The sequence below is a fragment of the Curtobacterium sp. VKM Ac-2887 genome, from assembly GCF_015350935.1.
Lineage (GTDB): Bacteria > Actinomycetota > Actinomycetes > Actinomycetales > Microbacteriaceae > Curtobacterium.
The window spans coordinates 12,658-29,397 of sequence record NZ_JADKSB010000013.1 but is presented as its reverse complement, the minus strand read 5'-3'; the positions used below and the strand labels follow the sequence as shown (position 1 = coordinate 29,397).

15 protein-coding genes are annotated in these 16,740 nt (G+C 71.1%); 6 read left to right on the top strand and 9 right to left on the bottom strand.

Annotation, left to right across the window (positions count from 1 at the left end):
- Positions 1-10: 10 nt before the first annotated feature.
- Together ITJ69_RS14715 and ITJ69_RS14710 are read right to left on the bottom strand one after the other, a co-directional pair.
- On the bottom strand, positions 11-523 hold the full coding sequence (locus tag ITJ69_RS14715) for a GNAT family N-acetyltransferase (protein ID WP_194673137.1): 513 nt from the start codon (positions 521-523) through the stop codon (positions 11-13).
- Entirely contained in the window at positions 523-3,147 is a 2,625-nt protein-coding gene (locus tag ITJ69_RS14710) for a DEAD/DEAH box helicase (RefSeq protein ID WP_194673136.1), read from the bottom strand. The genes ITJ69_RS14715 and ITJ69_RS14710 overlap by 1 nt, the downstream gene beginning before the upstream one ends.
- An 87-nt stretch (positions 3,148-3,234) precedes the next feature.
- Between ITJ69_RS14710 and ITJ69_RS14705 the strand changes: the two genes are divergently transcribed.
- Positions 3,235-4,251 (top strand): LLM class flavin-dependent oxidoreductase, encoded by a 1,017-nt coding sequence (locus tag ITJ69_RS14705; protein ID WP_194673135.1) that lies wholly within the window; start codon positions 3,235-3,237, stop codon positions 4,249-4,251.
- 448 nt (positions 4,252-4,699) lie between these two features.
- On the opposite strand, the gene ITJ69_RS14700 is transcribed toward ITJ69_RS14705, so the two are convergent.
- Entirely contained in the window at positions 4,700-7,159 is a 2,460-nt protein-coding gene (locus tag ITJ69_RS14700) for a glycoside hydrolase family 3 protein (protein ID WP_323743125.1), read from the bottom strand.
- Positions 7,160-7,207: 48 nt separating this feature from the next.
- Complete coding sequence (locus ITJ69_RS14695) at positions 7,208-8,476, bottom strand: MFS transporter (protein ID WP_323743118.1); 1,269 nt, start codon at positions 8,474-8,476, stop codon at positions 7,208-7,210.
- A 131-nt stretch (positions 8,477-8,607) separates the two neighbouring features.
- Between ITJ69_RS14695 and ITJ69_RS14690 the strand changes: the two genes are divergently transcribed.
- Positions 8,608-9,198 carry a TetR/AcrR family transcriptional regulator gene (locus ITJ69_RS14690; protein ID WP_123294964.1) on the top strand — a complete coding sequence of 197 codons (591 nt, stop codon included), beginning with the start codon at positions 8,608-8,610 and terminating at the stop codon, positions 9,196-9,198.
- A 110-nt stretch (positions 9,199-9,308) separates the two neighbouring features.
- Positions 9,309-10,169, top strand: coding sequence for an NAD-dependent epimerase/dehydratase family protein (locus ITJ69_RS14685; RefSeq protein ID WP_131921376.1), 861 nt, complete (start codon positions 9,309-9,311; stop codon positions 10,167-10,169).
- A 34-nt stretch (positions 10,170-10,203) separates the two neighbouring features.
- Here the strand turns inward: ITJ69_RS14685 and ITJ69_RS14680 are convergent, their stop codons facing one another.
- Complete coding sequence (locus ITJ69_RS14680) at positions 10,204-11,784, bottom strand: methyltransferase (protein WP_416354938.1); 1,581 nt, start codon at positions 11,782-11,784, stop codon at positions 10,204-10,206.
- On the bottom strand, positions 11,781-12,146 hold the full coding sequence (locus ITJ69_RS14675) for an ArsR/SmtB family transcription factor (RefSeq protein WP_194673133.1): 366 nt from the start codon (positions 12,144-12,146) through the stop codon (positions 11,781-11,783). Before ITJ69_RS14675 ends, ITJ69_RS14680 begins: the two co-directional genes overlap by 4 nt.
- A 100-nt stretch (positions 12,147-12,246) precedes the next feature.
- On the opposite strand from ITJ69_RS14675, the gene ITJ69_RS14670 reads away from it, so the two are divergent.
- Positions 12,247-13,500 (top strand): MFS transporter, encoded by a 1,254-nt coding sequence (locus ITJ69_RS14670; RefSeq protein ID WP_123673782.1) that lies wholly within the window; start codon positions 12,247-12,249, stop codon positions 13,498-13,500.
- A gap of 161 nt (positions 13,501-13,661) precedes the next feature.
- On the opposite strand, the gene ITJ69_RS14665 is transcribed toward ITJ69_RS14670, so the two are convergent.
- Both ITJ69_RS14665 and ITJ69_RS14660 read right to left on the bottom strand, forming a co-directional pair.
- On the bottom strand, positions 13,662-14,117 hold the full coding sequence (locus tag ITJ69_RS14665; RefSeq protein WP_228505798.1) for a TIGR02611 family protein: 456 nt from the start codon (positions 14,115-14,117) through the stop codon (positions 13,662-13,664).
- Positions 14,118-14,248: 131 nt separating this feature from the next.
- Complete coding sequence (locus tag ITJ69_RS14660) at positions 14,249-14,581, bottom strand: TraR/DksA family transcriptional regulator (RefSeq protein WP_194673132.1); 333 nt, start codon at positions 14,579-14,581, stop codon at positions 14,249-14,251.
- A gap of 56 nt (positions 14,582-14,637) precedes the next feature.
- On the opposite strand from ITJ69_RS14660, the gene ITJ69_RS14655 reads away from it, so the two are divergent.
- Positions 14,638-15,669, top strand: a complete 1,032-nt coding sequence (locus tag ITJ69_RS14655; RefSeq protein WP_228505796.1) for an LLM class flavin-dependent oxidoreductase — start codon at positions 14,638-14,640, stop codon at positions 15,667-15,669.
- Between the two features lie 36 nt (positions 15,670-15,705).
- On the opposite strand, the gene ITJ69_RS14650 is transcribed toward ITJ69_RS14655, so the two are convergent.
- On the bottom strand, positions 15,706-16,167 hold the full coding sequence (locus ITJ69_RS14650; protein ID WP_416354939.1) for an ASCH domain-containing protein: 462 nt from the start codon (positions 16,165-16,167) through the stop codon (positions 15,706-15,708).
- A gap of 120 nt (positions 16,168-16,287) precedes the next feature.
- Between ITJ69_RS14650 and ITJ69_RS14645 the strand changes: the two genes are divergently transcribed.
- On the top strand, positions 16,288-16,734 hold the full coding sequence (locus ITJ69_RS14645) for a DUF2510 domain-containing protein (protein ID WP_194673130.1): 447 nt from the start codon (positions 16,288-16,290) through the stop codon (positions 16,732-16,734).
- Positions 16,735-16,740 lie beyond the last annotated feature (6 nt).

Here is a 16,740-nt window from a genome sequence, read left to right as displayed (position 1 = left end):
CCCACGAGGATCAGACCGCCCGATCCCACAGCGCCACCGTGCTCTCGAGCCCGTCGTACCGGTACGGCTTCTGCTCCCCCGTCGGTGCGTACCCGAGCGCCCGCCAGAACGGCTCGGCACCGACCGCGTTCGTCGCCACGATCCCCAGTCGAAGTCGGTCGGCGCGGGCGTCGGCCGCCAGGGACACGACGGCCTCGTGCAGGACCCGTCCGAGGCCGGAACCCTGCCGATCGCCACGGACGACGAGCAGCCCGATGTACGCCGTGGTCGGCGCTGGGTAGCCGAGCAGCACGTCCGCGAACGCCACGAGCGAGTCGCCGTCCCACAGCCCGATCCCGTGCTTGCCCGCCGGGTCGAAGCCGTCCGGCACCGACACGAGTGCGCTCAACCCGTCGGACGGACCCGGCGGGTACCCGGTGATCCGCTCGGCGTAGTCCGGCACGGTCTCGAGCAGCACCTGCAGCGCGTCGACGTCGTCCGCACCGAGCGCTCGCACGACGAACGAACCAGCACCGGCCGGCATCAGTCCACGTCCACGTCGGCCCACCCGTCGAACCGACCGATCTCGGTGACCCGGACCACGGCCTCACCGGCTTCGTCCGAGGCGTCGAGGTCGATCGTCGCCGAGAACCCGAAGTCCTTGTCGCCTGACGGGTCCGCGAAGATCTGCCGGGCACGCCACACACGCGCCGAGCCTGCAGCCCCAGAGCCGGACGCCCCCACACCCGTCGCCCCGGCACCCGTCGCCCCCGCCTGGTCGAGCACCAGGTAGGACATCGACCGCGCCTCGGCATCGGTGCCGATGGTGTCGTGCTCCTCGTAGTACTCCTCGAGCACCGCGTCCCACGCGTCACCGTCGAAACCGGCTGCGGCGTCGAGCGCCCCGAGTCCGTCGACGTCGTCGCGCGCGGCGAGCAGCACCCGCTGGAACAGTGCGTTCCGCACGAGCACGGTGAAGGCCCGCACGTTGCCGGTGAGCCGTGCCGGCTGCGGCGGCGCGATCTCCTGCTCTTCGGCGAGGGCGAGCAGCACGTCGCCGTTGAGCAGCGCCTCCCACTCGTCGACGAGCGAGGAGTCGGTCTGCCGGACGACCTCGCCGAGCCACTCGATCAGGTCGTCGAGCTCCTGGTTCCGCTGTTCCTCGGTGATGGTCTGCCGCATGGTCCGGTAGGCGTCGGACAGGTACCGGAGTACGAGCCCCTCGGACCGGGTGAGCTGGTAGAACCGCACGAAGTCGCCGAAGGTCATCGCGCGCTCGTACATGTCACGGACGACGGCCTTGGGCGAGAGCTGGAAGTCGAGGACCCAGGGCTGTTCCGCCGCGTACGTCTCGTACGCCGCCTCCAACAGCTCGGACAGCGGGCGAGGCCAGGTGACCTCCTCGAGCAGCTCCATGCGCTCCTCGTACTCGATGCCCTCGCGCTTCATGCGGGCGACCTCTTCGCCGCGCTCCTTGAACTGCTGCTGCGACAGGATCGCTCGCGGGTCGTCCAGTGTCGCCTCGACGATCGAGACCATGTCCAGCGCGTAGGTCGGAGAAGCAGGATCGAGCAGCTCGAACGCGGCGAGCGCGAACGGGGACAGGGGCTGGTTGAGGGCGAAGTTCGATTGCAGGTCGACGGTGAGCCGGTAGGAGACCGGAGGCCCCGGCACCCGCTCGATGACCTGCGCGTTGATGAGGGTCCGGGCGATGACGAGCGCACGCCGGGCCATCGCGAGCTGGCGGGCGCGCGGTTCGTGGTTGTCGAACACCAGCGAGCGCACCTCGTCGAACGCCGAACCGCCGCGGGCCACCACCGACAGCACCATCGCGTGCGTGATGCGCATGCGCGACACCATGGGTTCCGGTTCGGCACCGATGAGCCGGTCGAACGATGCCTGCCCCCAGGACACGAACCCCTCCGGTGCCTTCTTCCGCTTGATCTTGCTCTTCTTCTTCTGGTCGTCCCCGGCCTTGGCGACCGCACGGGCGTTCTCGATGTCGTGCTCGGGGGCTTCGGCGACGACGTCACCCTCGGTGTCGTACCCGGCGCGTCCGGCACGGCCGGCGATCTGGTGGAACTCGCGTGCGGACAGCTGCCGCATCTTCGTGCCGTCGAACTTCGTCAGCCCGGTGAACAGCACGGAGCGGATCGGCACGTTGATGCCGACGCCCAGGGTGTCGGTGCCGCAGATGACGGGCAGCAGTCCGCGCTGTGCGAGCTGCTCGACGAGCCGTCGGTACTTGGGCAGCATGCCGGCGTGGTGCACGCCGATGCCGGCGCGGATCAGACGGGACAGGGTCTGCCCGAAGCCGGCGCTGAAGCGGAAGCCCGCGATCGCTTCCGCGATCTGGTCCCGACGCGCCCGATCAGCGACCTTCGCCGACATGAGCGACTGCGCCCGTTCGAGCGCAGCCGCCTGGGCGAAGTGCACGATGTAGATCGGCGCCTTGCCCTCCTCCAGCAGCCGTTCGACGGTCTCCTGCACGGGCGTCATCACGTACTCGTACGCGAGCGGCACCGGTCGGCTGACCCCGGTCACGCGGGCGGTGGGTCGGCCGGTGCGTCGGGACAGGTCGTCGGCGATGGTGGTGACGTCCCCGAGGGTGGCCGACATCAGCAGGAACTGCGCACGTTCGAGCACGAGCAGCGGCACCTGCCAGGCCCAGCCGCGGTCGGGGTCGCCGTAGAAGTGGAACTCGTCCATCACCACGACGTCGACGTCGGCGTCGGGTCCTTCGCGCAGGGCGAGGTTCGCCAGGATCTCGGCCGTGCAGCAGACGATCGGGGCGTCGCCGTTCACGCTGGAGTCGCCGGTGACCATGCCGACGTTCTGCGCGCCGAACAGCTCGACGAGCTGGAAGAACTTCTCGGAGACGAGCGCCTTGATCGGTGCCGTGTAGTAGCTCCGCTTGCCCTCGGCGAGCGCGGCGAAGTGCGCGCCGGCCGCGACGAGCGACTTGCCGGTGCCGGTCGGGGTGCTCAGCACGACGTTCGCGCCGGAGACGAGCTCGATGACCGCTTCGTCCTGTGCCGGGTACAGCGGCCGGCCGCCTTCCTCGGCCCAGGCCGCGAAGGCCTCGTAGACCTCGTCGGCGTCGACGACGCCGTCCACCGCCGCCGGGATCGCGGCGACGAGCGGGGGCACGGTGGTGACGTCGGTCATGTCCCCATCCTCCCAGGCTGCGGTGACGAGGTGGTCGGTACGGACGACCGGGAGGCCCGGCTCCATACGCGCGCATAGACTCGCGTCATGCGCGAACTCGGCTTCCTCACCTTCGTCCCGAACCACGGCGGCACTGCGGGTGCGGCAAGCGCCCTGCAGGACGGTCTGCGGCTGTTCGAGACGGCCGAGACCCTCGGCTACGGCACGGGGTGGGTCCGTGGCCGACACTTCGAACCCTTCCTGACGAGCCCGATGACGTTCTTCGCCGCCGCGGCCCAGCGCACGAGCACCATCGCGTTCGGCACCGCGGTGCTCGGCATGCGCTACGAGGACCCGGTGCGCCTCGCCGAGGACGCCAGCACGGTCGACCTGCTGAGCGGCGGGCGGGTGCAGCTCGGCATCAGCACGGGCATCGCCGGGTACGGGCCGATCCTCGACCCGGTGTTCGGCTCCGTGGACCGCTCGTTCCGCGACGAAGCCGAGGCCCGGGCTGCCCGACTGCTCGAGGTGCTCGACGGCGACGCACTCGGCAGCGCGGGCTCTGGCTACGAGAGCATCCCGGCCGGTGCGGACCTGACCCTGCAGCCGCTCAGCGCCGGCCTGCGCGACCGCGTCTGGTGGGGCGGCGGCAGCATGGGCACGGCGGTGCGCACGGCCGAGAAGGGGCTGCTCCTGCACTGCTCGACCCTGAACACCGAGGACACCGGTGCACCCTTCGCCCAGGCGCAGGCCGACCAGATCGCCGCGTACCGGGAGCGGTTCACCGAGCTGCACGGCGGGACCGGCCGCACGTCGAAGGTCGCGGTGGGCCGCATCGTCGTGCCGCTGCTCGACGACCACGACCGCGCGGTCCACGAGGAGTTCCTGACCGGGTACTCCTCGGGCATGGACGACGAGGGTCGACCGCTCTCCGGTCCGCCGTTCCGGTTCAGCAAGGTGCTGTCCGGCGAGCCGGCCGCCATCGTCGACGCGCTGCTCGCCGACCCCGCCGTCACCGCGACGGACGAGCTCGTGATCACCCTGCCCGCGAACGGGGACGTGGCCGCCCACGAGCGGATCCTGCGCATCGTCGCCGAGGAGATCGCGCCGGCACTCCGCGCCTGAGAACGGATCAGGACATCCGGCGGGGCTCAGATCGAGTCGGTGATGCTCGAGAGCCCTGCCGGATGACCATCTCGTCCCTGATCCGCACGGGATGGTGGGACCATCGTTCCACCTACCGAGCGGTTTGTCACACTCAGATGCGCCCTCAGGACGAGAAAGTTGATCATCCGTCACCCGTTTTGCCCGGATCGCACGAAGTCCGTCAACCGGTTCGCCGAAGCCCTTCCGGACCGGAAACACTCGTGACGAACGAATGCGCCCCCGCGCGGACGCGGGGACGCATTCTGGACGCACCGGGGAAGCTGGGGCATCGTCAGCCGGATCAGGAGGCTGAGTCGCACACCCAGCGACCCCGTAGTCGGTGCGTGCGCCGACGGTAACCAGCCGACTGGCGCACATCGATGTTACTCAACAGGCGTCGTCCGTGCGCGGAAACCGGACGAAATGGTCACTCCAGTTCGAGGGCCGCGGTCCCGGACTCGTCGGTGACCGAGGCTCCGACGTGCAGCGTGAAGGCGCCGGACTCGTACTGCCAGGCTCCGTCCCAGTGCGCGAACGCCCGGGCCGGCACCTCGATCGAGACCTCGGTCGACTCCCCCGCGCCGAGGCGGACCGGGGCGAACCCGACCAGCCAGCGCGCCGGACGGTCCACCGCCGAGGACTCCCGCGAGGCGTACACCTGCACGACGTGCTTGCCGGCGCGCGGTCCGGTGTTCACGACCGTCGCCGTGACGATGACCGCGTCACCCTCGGACACGGTCGGCGTCGCGACCACGCCGTCGATGGTCCACGAGGTGTAGCCGAGGCCGTGCCCGAACGGGTACGCCGGCGTGGTACCGGCACGGAGCCAGGCGCGGTACCCGATGTGGACGCCCTCGGCGTACGACACCTTGCCGTCGACGGGGGTGACGTCCAGCACGGGCACGTCGGCCATCGCGACCGGCCAGGTGGTGGGCAGACGACCGCCGGGCTCCTGCGCGCCGGTCAGGACGTCGGCGAGCGCGTTGCCGTACTCCTGCCCACCGAACCAGGTGAGCAGGACCGCGGCGACGTCGTTCCGCCACGGCATCTCCACGGGCGAGCCGGCGTTCACGACGACGACCGTGTTCGGGTTCGCCGCCACGACCGCACGCACCAGGTCGTCCTGGTGCCCGGGCAGTGCGAGCGACGAGCGGTCGTACCCCTCGGACTCGACCTTCGAGTTCGTGCCGACGACCACCACGGCGACGTCAGCCGTGCGGGCAGCCTCGACCGCGGCATCGATGAGCACCGACGGGTCCTCGTCGGAAGGCTCGGTGCCGAACTGGTACGCGAGCACGCCGCCGAGGGTCTCGTCCTGGATGACGTCGTACTCGATGCGGATCGCGACCTGCTGCCCCGAGGTCACCGACACGGGCACCGAGCGGGCCGGCGGGTTGAGGAACGCCGCGCCGAGCTGGTCGCCCTCGAACGGCACGTCCTCGTCGAGCACGAGCTCCCCGTCGATCCACATCCGCGACCGGCCGGCCGCCCCGATGCCGATCCGCACGGTGCCGGAGGACGGCGCGGTGTAGGTCGTGGTGATGTCGAGCCGGTCGGCCTCCCGCGTGGGGGCGTCGCCGCCGAACCAGAACAGTGCCGTGGCGCGGCGGTCCTCGACGTACAGTTCCTGGTCGTCCTTGACGAAGGCGACGCGGGCGCCGGGCTCGCCGGTACCGGGGTTCGTGATGGTGGACAGCGGGAACTCCGCGATGCCCTCCTGCACGACGGCACCGATCGCGTAGTCGACCGTGGCGCCCGGGAACGCCGAGCGGATCCCGTCGAGCGGCGAGACGACCTGCGACGGCACGACCGTGGCCGAGCCACCACCCTGCGTGCGGGCCTGGTCGGCGTTGTGGCCGATGACGGCGATGCGGGACACGGCGGGCGCGTCGAGCGGCAGCACGCCGGTGTTGCGGACGAGGACGGTGCCCTCGGCCTCGGCTTCGCGGACGAAGGCGACGCCGTCCTCGACGTGCACCGGCCGCGCGGCCACGGGTTCGAAGCCCTCGAGCGCGCCGACGCGGGCGGCCAGGGTCAGGATGCGACGGACCTTGCGGTCGATCGCCTCGATCGGCACGGCACCGGACTGCACCGCGGCGAGCAGCGGACCCTCGCTCCACCACTGGTTCGGGCCGGGCATCGCGACGTCCTGCGACACCTTCGCCGAGTCGACCGAGCGCACGCCGGTCCAGTCGGACACGACGATGCCGTCGAAGCCCCACTCCGAGCTCAGCGGCGTCTCGAGCAGGTCGTGCTCCGACGCGGTGACGCCGTTGATGGAGTTGTACGACGACATGATCGCCCAGGCGTGCGCCTCGGTCACGGCCTTCTCGAACGCGAGCAGGTACAGCTCGCGCAGGGCCCGGTCGGAGACCTCGGTCGACGCGGTGAAGCGGTCGGTCTCGTAGTCGTTCGCGATGTAGTGCTTCGGGGTCGCGGCCACGCCGTTCTCCTGCACACCGTCGACGTACGACGCAGCCAGGTCACCGGTCAGGACCGGGTCCTCGCTGAACGCCTCGAAGTGCCGGCCGCCGAGCGGCGAGCGGTGCAGGTTGATGGTCGGGCCGAGGACGACGTCGACGCCCTTGCGGCGTGCCTCGACGGCTGCTGCGGCGCCGTAGCGCTTCGCGATCGCGCGGTCCCAGGACGCCGACAGCGCGGTCGCCGAGGGCAGGTTCAGCGACGGGTCGCGTTCGTCCCAGACCTCACCACGGACGCCCGACGGGCCGTCCGACATCAGGATCCGGCGCAGCCCGATCTTCTCGATGGGCCAGGTGGTCCAGAAGTCGCGCCCGGTCAGGAGCTGCACCTTCTCGTCGGTGGTCAGCTGGTCGACGAGCGCGTCGATGCGCTCGGCCGTACTGGAGGCAGTGGTCACGTCGTTCACGGTAGTCACGGTGGTCGGTCCTTTCGTTCAGAGCCTGGGGAAGCGTGGTCAGCGCACGCCGCGGATGCGGGACACCGAGACGATGCCGAGCAGTCCGACGACGGCACCGGTGATGAAGAAGCCGCTGTACCCGCCGGTCAGGGCGATGACGCCCGGGGCCGCCGCGGGCACGATCGACTGGGGCAGGGCCTGCGCGATGTTGACGACGCCGAGGTCCTTCGCGTTGTCCTCGTCGGACGGCAGCACGTCGGTGATGAGCGCCAGGTCGACGGCGTAGAAGACGCCCATGCCGGCACCCATCACGAACTCGCCGACCAGGACCATGCCGAGCGACGGCGCGAGCGCGATGATCACGAGCCCGACCACGCCGACGATGCCCGCGATCGCGACGAACAGCTTGCGGCGGCCGAGCTTGTCCGACAGCCAGCCGGCGATGAGCGACGTGAGCACGATGCCGACGACGTTCCACAGCGTGCCCTGGAACACCGCGTTCGCGACGTGGTCCGGGTCCACGCCGATGTCGTCCCGCAGGAAGTACGTCAGGTAGCTCACCGCGGTGTACTGCGCGGCGACCATCAGGAACCGGGTGAGCCAGGCCCAGCCGAGGTCCGGGTGCTTCACGGGGTTGAAGACGAACGAGCCGAAGACCTGCCCGATGCCGAGCTTCGACGTGGGCCGGTTGGTGAGCACGCGGTCGCGGAACACGAGCGCGTAGAGCACGACGACGATCGACCCGATCGCGCCGGGGATGATCATCTGCGTCGCCGAGGTCGAGAAGAGCTGCACGAGGAACGTGCCGCCGACGAGCGCGAGGTTCTGGGAGAGCCCGAGCAGCGCCGCGACCCGGCCGCGCTGGGACCGCGTGACGTGGTCCGGCAGGACCGCGGTCATGGCGGCGATCGTGGCGTTGTAGGCGATCTGCGTGACGCCCCACGCGAGGACGAGCACGACGGTCGAGGTGGTCGTCGCGACGACCACGAGGCCCGCGAAGCCGACCACGGTGCCGCCGATGATCCACGGACGACGCATGCCGAGCCTCCCGGCAGTCCGATCGCTGAAGCGACCGGCCAGGGGGTTGGCGACCATCGCGGCGAACGCGCCGACACCGAGTGCCAGGCCGAGCACACCCGCTTGGTTGTCCGGCGCGATCTCGGCGACCTTGAGCGCCATGGCGACCAGCACCGGCGGCAGCAGCGCGATGTACAGGCCGAGCATCGCGATCGGCATGCCGAGCGTGTACATGAGCGGGGCACCTCGGCCGCGCGTGGGTGCGACTGCGGTCGGGGTGTCGTTGACGGTCAGGGCGTCGTTGGCCACTGCAACCTCTTCTCGGGTACGCCACCTGCACCGGTGACTCGCACGCCTTCGTCGGCGGCTCCGCCCACGGTAACACCAAAACCAAGTGCGGCTAGGTTTTCTGTGTGCACTCCGAGCGGTACAGTCCTGCCATGGCACGACGGGGTTCGTACGCGAAGGGCATCGCGAAGCGCGAGGAGATCCTCACGGTCGCGCTCGACCTCGTCGCTTCGCAGGGGTTCCGCCGCACCAGCATCAAGGACATCGCCGACGCCGTCGGGCTGACCCAGGCCGGCCTGCTGCACTACTTCGACTCCAAGGACGAGCTCTGGGTCGAGATCCTGCGGCGACGCGACGAGATGGACCTGCAGCACGACTGGCAGGCGCCGGACCCGGCCGCCCTGCTCGCCGCGATCGTCCGGCACAACGCCGAGGTCCCCGGCCTGGTGCAGATGTTCGTCAACCTCTCCGCCGCAGCTGCGACCGACCCCGAGCACCCCGCGCACGCGTACTTCCAAGAGCGCTACGAGCGCAGCCGTCGCGACCTGTCCGCCGACTTCCGCACCATGCAGCAGGACGGACGGCTCCGCGCCGACGTCGATGCCGAGGAACTGACGAGCGTGCTGCTCGCGGTGTCCGACGGCATGCAGATCCAGTGGCTGTTCGACCCGTCGCGGGACATGGCGCAGCACGTCGAGCTCGTCGCCCGGCTCGCGATCGCCCAGGTCGCCCCCACCGCCTGACGCTCCCCCGCCGGACAGCGGGGTACGGACAGGGCCTGGTCGGGTCAGGCGGCGCCGGGCAGGATGGGGCGTGCCCGGAGGGCGACCCGACGACGATGTGGAGTGACGCGATGACGCGTGTAGTGGTGACCGGCGGCAGCGGCAAGCTCGGACGAGCGGTGGTGCGCGACCTCGATGCGCACGGGTACGACGTGGTGCTGCTCGACCGCGTGCCCTCGGCCGACCAGCCCGAGGGCGTGCAGTTCGTCCGGATCGACCTGACCGACTACGGCCAGGTCCTGAACGCCCTGCTCGGCATCGACGACCGGTACGACCACGTGGACGCCGTCGTGCACCTCGCGGCCGTGCCCGCTCCGGGGCAGGTCCCCGACGTGGCGCTCATCACGAACAACGTGACGGCGTCGATCAACGTCTTCCACGCCGCACGCGCCGCGAAGATCAAGAACCTGGTGTGGGCGTCGAGCGAGACCCTGCTCGGCATCCCGATGGGCGAGCACCACCCGCCCTACCTGCCCGTCGACGAGGAGTTCGCGGTCCGCCCGCAGTCGTCGTACTCGCTCGGCAAGGCGGTCGAAGAGGAGATGGCCCGCCACTTCACCCGCTGGGACCCGGAGCTGAAGATGATCGGCCTGCGGTTCTCGAACGTGATGGACGAGACCGACTACCCGGCGTTCCCGTGGGACGCCACCCCCGAGGCGAAGACCTTCAACCTGTGGTCCTACATCGACTCGCGTGACGGCGCCCAGGCGGTCCGCAAGGCCGTCGAGGCCGAGCTCACCGGGTTCGAGGCGTTCGTCATCGCGAGCCCCGACACCGTGATGGACACCCCGACGATCGAGCTCGTCGAGCGCTACGTGCCCGACATCGAGCGTCGCGCGGACATCGACGGCGTCAGCTCGCTGCTGTCGTCCGAGAAGGCCCGCGAGCTGCTCGGCTACGCCCCCGAGCACAGCTGGCGCGACGGCCGCTAGCAGCGCCCGCGTCCGCCGCTGAGCCGCCCCTTCGCTAGGCCGGCAGCAGCAGCCCGTCGAGCACCAGGTCGCGCGCCGCCGGCAACAGGTCGGCGGCGAGCACCTGCTCGTCGACACCCGTGATCTGAGCCAGTGCGCCGACGATCGCTGCGACGGACAAGTCCCCGTCGCAGGCTCCGACGAACGCAGCGAGCGCCGTGTCCGCGTCCACCCGCCGTCCGAGTCCGCCGCCCTGCACGAGCGTCATCACCGTGGGGTCGTCGTTGCCCGGCCAGTAGTAGCGCTCCTCGGTGACGTCACCCGCCACCGTCAGGTGCGCCGTGGCGAGCGCCACGTCGTCGTGCGCGGCGAGCCACGCGGCCGCGTCGAGGACGCGAGCGACCGTGGCGCCGAGCCCGGCGGGGTTGGAGCCGAGCGTCTCGGGGACGCGCTCGAACCGGCGGAGGCTCGCCGTTCCTCCTGGCAGGGCTCGACGCACCACGACGTACCCGAAGCCGACGCCGGTGACGCGGCGGTCCGCGAAGTCGTCGAGCCAGGCGCCCATGAGCGTGTCGAACTCGGGCGTCCCGGGCTTCGTGCCGCCGTCGCGGATCCAGGTCTCGGCGTACGACGTGGGGTCCTGGCGCTCGCGCTCGATGACCCACACGTCGAGGTCGGTGTCCGCGAACCAGCTGCGCACACGGTCGAGCCCGTCGACGCCCCAGTGGTACTCCCAGTTGCCGAGCAGCTGCGCGGTCCCACCGGGCTCGAGGTGCTCGGACAGGCCACGGAGCACGGTCTCGACCAGCGCATCGCCGACCATGCCGCCGTCGCGGTACTCGTACGAGGGGACGCCCGGCCGGCGGGGTGTGATGACGAACGGCGGGTTCGACACGATGCGGTCGAACCGCTCCCCCGCGACGGGCTCGAAGAGGGAGCCGTACCGGAAGTCGATCCCGTCGATGCCGTTGAGCTGCGCGTTGAACCGGGCGATGTCGAGGGCGCGGCGCGAGATGTCGGTGGCGACCACGTGCTCGGCGAAGCGTCGGGCGTGCATGGCCTGGATCCCGCAGCCGGTGCCGAGGTCGAGGACCGTGCGGACGGGGACGGGCAGCTGCAGACCGCTCAGCGTGGTGGTGGCGCCGCCGATGCCGAGGACGTGCTCCTCGCTGATCGCGTGGCCGAGGGCGAGTTCGCCGAGGTCCGAGACGATCCACCAGCTGCCGGCGCCGAGGTCGTCGACGAAGGCGTAGGGGCGCAGGTCGACCGTCGGGCGGACGTCGTCTCCGACGCCCGTCAGCAGCCCGGCCGTGATCACGGCGTCGAGCCCGGCGGTCGGGAACGCGGCTGCGGCGTCCGCGCGGGACGTCGGCAGTCCGAGCACGAACAGGGTGGCGAGGGTGCCGAGCGGGGATGTCTCTCGAGCAGCCAGGGCACGGAGGGCCGCCACTCGCGACCCCCGGTGCAGCGATGCGGCCGCTTCGGTCCCCCAGAGTGCGTCGACCCGGTCGACGGTGAAGCCGGCGGCGTCGAGGTCCGCGGCGAGCGCCGTCGTCACGGCGGGCGCGGCCCCGATGTCGGGGAGCGTGTGCACGGAGTCCCCGGCGCCGGCACCCGCGCCGGGTACCGTGCTCACGACTCGATCCCGTCGCGGAGCAGCGCCGCGGGCACCTGCCAGTCGAGCACCAGGTCGAGCAGCCCCGGGAACCGCTGCTGCACGTCCTCGATCCGGACCCGGCTGATGCGGGTCAGGCCCTCGAGGTGCTGTTCGAGCAGTCCGGCCTCGCGCAGGACCCGGAAGTGGTGGGTGAGCGTGGACTTCGGTCGGTCGATCCCGACCCAGCCGCAGCTCCGTTCACCACCGGCGGCGTCGACGAGGTAGCGGTGCAGGATCGCCAACCGGATCGGGTCGCTCAGGGCGTCCAGGACGACGGGGAGGTCCATCTCGACCGCGGACGGCTGGGGCAGCCGCTCGGGGGCATCGACGTGCGCGGGCATGGACGGGACGCTACCACCGTTCGGCTTGCTGTACGACTTGCGTCGTACTGCGGACTGCGGTACGAATGCAGTCGTACAACGGACCATCGGAAGGATGCTCATGCAGCAGTCAGCTCGCTCGGTCGCCGGGTTCTGGATCCTCGCGGCGATGCTCCTGGTGTCGGTCGCGTCGTCCGCGGTCCCCTCGCCGATCTACCCGGTCTACGCCGCTGAGTGGCACCTCACGCCACTGATGCTGACCGGCGTCTTCGCCATCTACGTCGCCGGGCTGCTCGCGAGTCTGCTGATCGCCGGCCGACTGTCCGACCACGTCGGCCGCAAACCCGTGCTCGTCGCCGGAGGCCTGGGCGTCGCCCTGTCGCTCGGACTGTTCGCGATCGCGGACGGCGTCGGCGCGCTCATCGTCGACCGCATCGTGCAGGGCGTCTCCGTCGGGCTCCTGATCGGTGCGCTCGGAGCGGCCCTCATCGACAACTCACTCGAGCGGCACCCGACCCTGGCCGGCGTGCTGAACGGTGTCATCCCGCCGATCGCACTCGCCACCGGTGCGATGTCGAGCGGTGCACTCGTGCAGTGGGGTCCGGCGCCGGAGCAGCTCGTCTACCTGGTCTTCGGCGCACTGCTCGTGCTCCTCGTGCTGGCACTGTTCGTGGTCCCCGAGCAGGTCCAGCGGCGCCCCGGAGCGCTCCGTTCGCTGCGCCCGACGATCAGCGTGCCGCGGAGCTCGCGTCGGCTCTTCCGCGGGGTCGTCGGTTCCCTCGTCGCCAGCTGGGCCCTCGGCGGCATGTTCCTCTCGCTCGTCCCCTCGGCCCTCGGTGCGGTGTTCGGCATCACGAACCACTTCGCGGCCGGCGCACTCATCGCCGTCGTCACGGGCGTCGGTGCACTGACCGGGCTCGCGACGCAGCGGATGGACGCTCGTCGCGCCGTGCTCGTCGGGCTCGTCGCCCTGGTGCTCGGCCCGATCGTGACCGTGGCGTTCGTGATGGCCCACTCCCTGCCCGGCCTCGTCGTCGGCAGTGCGATCGCCGGTGTCGGCTTCGGTGCCGGGTTCCAGGCACCGCTGCGGATGCTGCTCGCGACCGCGGCACCGACCCACCGCGCCGGACTGCTCTCGACGATCTACGTCGTCAGCTACCTGGCGTTCGGGGTCCCCGCCGTCATCGGTGGGCTGCTCGAACCGTCGATCGGACTCGTCCCCGTCATCGCCGGGTACGGCGGGTTCATCGTCCTCGCGGCCGTCGTCGCGCTCGTGCTGCAGCTGACGTCGAAGGACGCGGCCGCCGTCGAGGAGCAGGCCGCCGAGGTCATCGAGCGCACCGCCACCGGCTCGATCCGCGTCGCGGCGGAGTAGCGGGCCGTCCGCTCGGCGGGCGGCGCGCGCCAGGCGCACGGTGCGAGGTTGGTCATCCCGTGCAAGGTTGCTCGCTCAGTGCGCGCGTACAGCGCCGCACGGAGCCATCAACCTCGCACGCAGTGACCAACACGGCACGGTGCCGGACGCGCCGGGCCGACTCAGCGCCCCGGGTGCGCCGAGTTCGCGCCGCGCGCCCGTCCACGAGCGCGCACCCCGACCGTCCGCGCAGCACCCGTGTGGGCGGCGTCGACGTCGGCCTTGCCCCGGTCGGCAGCATCACGCAGCCGCTTCGGTCCGTGCCGCTTGGCCCAGTCCCAGAAGCGGTGCAGCTGCGCCTTGAGCCACACGATGATCTTGTGGAAGAAGTGGAACTCGCTCGCCAGCACCGTGAGTCCGATGAACACCACGAGCCATCCCGGCCCGGGCAGCGGCACCAGGATGAGTCCGATGATGACGACCAGCCCGCCGACGATGCCGACGAGGACCTTGTAGAACAGGTGCAGGTGCGGCCTGGCGTGGATCCAGGTCCGCATGTCGTGGAACCACTGGAAGCGCTGACGCGGCGCACCGTCGGTCCGGCTCTCGCCGGGTCCGTCGTTCGCGTCGCCGTCCATGCCGAAAACGTAGGGCGTGCGGCTGGGAATCCGCGGCGCACGCGGTGGACGCGCGGTGCGCGTGACGGAGGACGTGTGGCGGGGATGCGCCGCGCCTCCCGTCCGTCAGCGGGTGTCCGCCGGGAGGCCCGTCACGCGTGGGCGACGCACGTCGCGGCCCACGGGACGGCGGCCAGTCGGGCCGCTGGGATCGGTTCGCCGCCGACCGCGCAGGTTCCGTAGGTGCCGGCGTCGAGCCGCGCGAGCGCGGCGTCCACCTGCTCGATCCGCTGCCGGGCCGCGTCGCGGACGGCGCCGAGCGAGCCGCGCTCCCACGCGAGGGTCGCGCCCTCGGGGTCGTGCTCGTCGTCGGAGTTGGCGTCCTGGCGGGCGTCACTGACGTCGCGCATGCTCCGCTCGACGTCGACGAGCAGCCGTACGTTGCGGGCGCGTTCCGTGTCGAGCGCGGTGCGGGGGTCGTCCATGGCGGACACCGTAGTCGTGACGGAATGCCCGACTCTCCGGATGCGTTTGCATCGACATGACGAAGATCGGGTTCCTGTCGTTCGGACACTGGCGCGATGTGCCGGGGTCGAAGGTGCGCAGCGGGCGTGAGTCCCTGGTGCAGGCGATCGACCTCGCGGTCGCTGCCGAAGAGGCCGGCGTCGACGGCGCCTACTTCCGCGTGCACCACTTCGCACCGCAGCAGGCGGCACCGTTCCCCCTGCTGTCCGCGATCGCCGCGAAGACCAGCCGCATCGAGATCGGGACCGGCGTGATCGACATGCGCTACGAGAACCCGCTCTACATGGCCGAGGAGGCCGCGGCGACCGACCTGATCTCCGGCGGACGACTGCAGCTCGGCGTCTCCCGTGGCTCACCCGAGACCGCCCTCGCCGGTTACCAGCAGTTCGGCTACGTGCCGGACGCGTCCGACGAGAACGGCGCCGACATGGCCCGCGCGCACACCAGCGTGTTCCGTCGCGCCATCGCCGGCGAACCGATGGCGAACGCCAACCCGCAGATGACCGGCTCGGTCGGATCGTTGCCGATCTCCCCGCTCTCCGACTCGCTCGGCGACCGCATCTGGTGGGGCGCCGGCACACGAGCCACCGCCGAGTGGACCGCCGAGCAGGGCATGAACCTGATGTCGTCGACCCTGCTCACCGAGGACACCGGCGTGCCGTTCGATGAACTGCAGGCCGAGCAGATCGAACGCTTCCGCCGGGTATGGGCGGAGTCAGGCTGGGAGCGGACCCCGCGCGTCTCCGTCTCCCGCAGCATCATCCCGATCATCGACGACGAGTCGCGGCACTACTTCGGCGTCCGCGCGCAGGTCGAGGGGCAGGACCAGGTCGGACACCTCGACGGCGGGCTCGCCCGCTTCGGCCGCTCGTACATCGGCTCACCCGAGGACCTCGTCGCGAAGCTCGCGGCCGACCAGGCCGTCCGCGCTGCCGACACCGTGCTCGTCACGGTGCCGAACCAGCTCGGCGTCGACTTCAACGCGCGGCTGCTCGCCGCCGTCAAGGACGTGTTCACCGAGGTCGACGCGGCACCCGTCCCGGCCTGATCTGCTCGGTCAGGCGCTGACGGTCGGCGGCTGCGTCTACGGCGTCGGCCAGATCAGCCGGAAGCGTTCACAGACCACCGGCATGTCCGGTTCGAAGCCGCGCGGGTCCTCGGAGTGCTCACGCCAGTACGCCTCGTGCACCGTCCGCCAGTGCTCGAGAGTCCGGTCTCCTTCGCCTTCGGCGCGCGCGTGCTCGGCCCCGACCGCGTCGAACGGGACGATCCGGACGTCCGTCGTCTCGATGACGGCCCGGGGCACACCGGCACCGTCGGTCACGATGCTGCACTCCCCGGTCGCGGGGAGCGGGTCCCCCGTCGCCTCGTAGTCCCAGAGCGCTGACGCTGTGCCGTCCTTGACCCCGCGGAGCACCAGGCCGAGCAGCTCGTCTGCCTGCTCCGGAGCGGCACCGAACGACCACGCCTCCGGCACCTCGGCCGGCAGTTCCGGAGCCTCGTCGCGCCGTTCGTTCCAGAAGTCGTCCAGGCTCGCGGTCACCAGCCGACCGTAGCGCACCGCCGGGTGTCCGCACTTGTGCCGACACCCGCCTTGGGACTGTGGCGGCGGGGCGGCGTCCCCTACCGTCGAGGAGCACCATCCGCCGCACCTCGAGGAGTCCCCGTGACACTGCCGGCCGCAGGCTGGTTCCCGGACCCGCAGGACGCCAGTCGTCTCCGCTGGTGGGACGGTCACGCCTGGGGTGCCGCGACCCGTGTCCTGCCGAGTGCTCCGGAACCGGTCCTGCCGATCGTCGTCGTACCTGTCGGCCCCTCGTTCTCCGTGCACACGGCATCGATCCGGACCCACGCGTGGGCGTCCGGCGGCGGTCGCGACCGCCGGCTGTGCGTGTTCACGGTGCTCGCGGTGCTGCTGGCCCTGACGTCGATCCTCATCAACCCGCTTGGTGTCAGCAGCGCGCTCGCTCTCGTGTGCGGGCTCGTCGGTGTCGTCCGCCCCGGTGCGACCGGCGGGTGGGCGGTCGCGGCGAGGAGCGCGTCCTCGAGCGCCTTGGTGGTCGCGGTCGCGACGGGCGCGGTGGCGGCGTCGACGCAGTTCCACCTCTTCTGACCGGGG